Origin of the sequence: Marinobacter sp. MBR-99 (assembly GCF_040547575.1) — a bacterium.
Taxonomy (GTDB): Bacteria; Pseudomonadota; Gammaproteobacteria; order Pseudomonadales; family Oleiphilaceae; genus Marinobacter.
The window spans coordinates 1-2,531 of record NZ_JBEPPY010000046.1 but is presented as its reverse complement, the minus strand read 5'-3'; the positions used below and the strand labels follow the sequence as shown (position 1 = coordinate 2,531).

2 protein-coding genes are annotated in these 2,531 nt (G+C 60.9%); both read left to right on the top strand.

Annotation, left to right across the window (positions count from 1 at the left end):
* The first annotated feature begins 158 nt into the window (after positions 1 to 158).
* On the top strand, positions 159 to 1,700 hold the full coding sequence (gene istA, locus ABIE59_RS19850) for an IS21 family transposase (RefSeq protein WP_354449528.1): 1,542 nt from the start codon (positions 159 to 161) through the stop codon (positions 1,698 to 1,700).
* A 12-nt stretch (positions 1,701 to 1,712) separates the two neighbouring features.
* Positions 1,713 to 2,468 carry an IS21-like element ISSpu5 family helper ATPase IstB gene (istB, locus tag ABIE59_RS19845; protein ID WP_354449527.1) on the top strand — a complete coding sequence of 252 codons (756 nt, stop codon included), beginning with the start codon at positions 1,713 to 1,715 and terminating at the stop codon, positions 2,466 to 2,468.
* Positions 2,469 to 2,531: the final 63 nt, after the last annotated feature.

The window sequence follows — 2,531 nt, the reverse complement described above, 5'->3', positions numbered from 1 at the left end:
CTGATTCCAGACGAAGCCTGCCACCCATTCCACGCGAAAGCTGCCACTGATTCCACGGCAAAGCTGCCACCCCGGCAGGCTGCCTGAACCGCCATTAAAATCGTCCGGCGCGGGATAACTTAACGGTACTCTGATCCTTTTCATCCGGAGAAGGCCAGATGCCCGCGAAGAGGTTATCCATGCGTAAAATTAGAGAAGTCCTTCGTCTCAAATGGGAACGAGGGCTGAGCAACCGCCAGATTGCGGCGGCCTGTGGCGTTAGTCGTCCCACCGTGAGCGAATACCTGCGCCGCACTGTTGAGGCCGGTCTGAGCTGGCCGTTGCCAGCGGATCTGGACGAGGCCCATCTGGAGCAGTTGCTGTTCCCACCACCACCGGACCTGCCGGCGCAGGCCAGAGGTATACCCGACTGGTCACACATCCGCGACGAACTCACGGGCAAGAATGTCACCCTGTTCCTGCTCTGGCAGGAGTACCGGCAAGCCAACCCGGATGGTTATCAGTACAGCTGGTTCTGCGAGCACTACCGGGCCTGGCGGGGCAAGCTGGATCTGGTGATGCGCCAGGACCATCGGGCCGGTGAGAAGCTGTTCGTGGACTATGCCGGCCAGACCGTGCCCATCATTGACCGCACCACCGGAGAAATCCACGAGGCACAGGTCTTTGTGGCGGTGATGGGCGCATCCAATTACACCTACGCCGAAGCCACCTGGAGCCAGACATTGCCGGACTGGATCGGCTCTCACACCCGGGCCTTCCAATACCTGAAGGGAGTGCCGGAGTTAGTGGTCCCCGACAATTTGAAATCGGGTGTTACCAAGGCTCACCGGTACGAGCCGGACCTCAACCCAACCTATCAGGACATGGCCGCCCATTACGGGATCGCCATTGTTCCCACACGTGCCCGCAAACCCCGGGACAAGGCCAAGGTGGAAGGGGGCGTGCTGATCGTCGAGCGCTGGATACTGGCGGCATTGCGCCATCGCCAGCACTTCTCACTGGGGCAACTCAACGCCACCATCCGTGAGCTGCTGGAGAGGCTGAACACCCGACCCTTCCGCAAGCTGCCCGGCTGCCGGCGCGCCCACTTCGAACAGTTGGACAAACCGGTGCTACAGCCATTGCCCGCAGAGCCTTATGTTTACGCGGAGTGGAAAAAAGCCCGGGTCCACGTTGACTACCACGTGGCCATCGATGGTCACTATTACTCAGTGCCCTACACCCTGATCAATAAAGAGGTGGAGGTCCGTATCACCCACAACACCATCGAATGCTTTTACCGGGGCAACCGGATCGCCAGCCACCGGCGCTCCGACCAGAAGGGACGGCACACCACCATCGCCGCGCACATGCCCGAATCCCATCGCCAGGCTGGCGAGTGGTCGCCGGAAAGGCTGATCGGCTGGGCAGCCAAGACCGGACCGGCGACGGAGAAGCTTATCCGCACCGCACTGGGTGCCCGTAAACACCCACAGCAGGCTTACCGTTCGTGCCTCGGCATTCTCCGGTTGGGGCAGAGCTACGGCGAGTCGCGGCTGGAGGCCGCCTGCCAGCGCGCCCTGATGCTGGGCAGCTGCCGGTACAAGAGCATTGAATCCATCCTCAAACACCGTCTGGATCAACAGCCCCTGGAAGAGCAACAGGAACTGGCCTTGCCCGACACCCACGACAACATCCGTGGCCCCGCCTACTACCACTGAAGGATCTCTGACATGCTGAAACATCCCACACTGGACAAGCTCCACGCCCTCAAACTGACCGGCATGGCCGCCGCCCTGGCGGATCAGTCGGCCACCCCCGACATCACCGACCTGAGCTTCGAAGAGCGTCTCGGACTGCTCGTGGATCGGGAGATGACGGAACGTGACAACCGTCGCATGACCAGCCGGTTGCGCCGGGCCAAACTCCGACACACGGCCATCCTCGAAGACCTGGATTACCGGCACTCACGCGGTCTGGACAAAGGGTTGGTTCAGTCCTTGGCCGGTTGCCAATGGGTGAAAGAGCATCTGAACGTGCTCATCACCGGCCCCACCGGGGTTGGCAAAACCTGGTTGGCCTGTGCCTTAGCACACAAAGCCTGCCGCGAAGGCTACACCGCTCAGTACGTGCGCCTGACTCGACTGTTGCGGGAGCTGACCATTGCCAAGGGCGACGGCCAGTACGCCAAGCTGCTGACCAACCTCGCCAAAGTGGATGTGCTGATCCTGGATGACTGGGGGCTGATGAAGCTGAGTGCGGAGAACCGAAGAGACTTGCTGGAGGTACTGGAAGACCGACATGGCAGGCGCTCCACCATTGCCACCAGCCAACTACCCATCGAAGAATGGCATGGCGTAATCGGCGACGCCACTCTAGCAGATGCCATCCTGGACCGGCTCGTTCACAACGCCTACAAGATCAATCTGAGGGGCGAATCCATGCGAAAACAGCAATCAAAGTTGACGGGCACTGAGACTTCGGAGTAAGAAGAGAAACCCCGCGTCGCTACGCTCCGATGGGTGGCAGCCTTGCTCCGGTCCGGGTGGCAG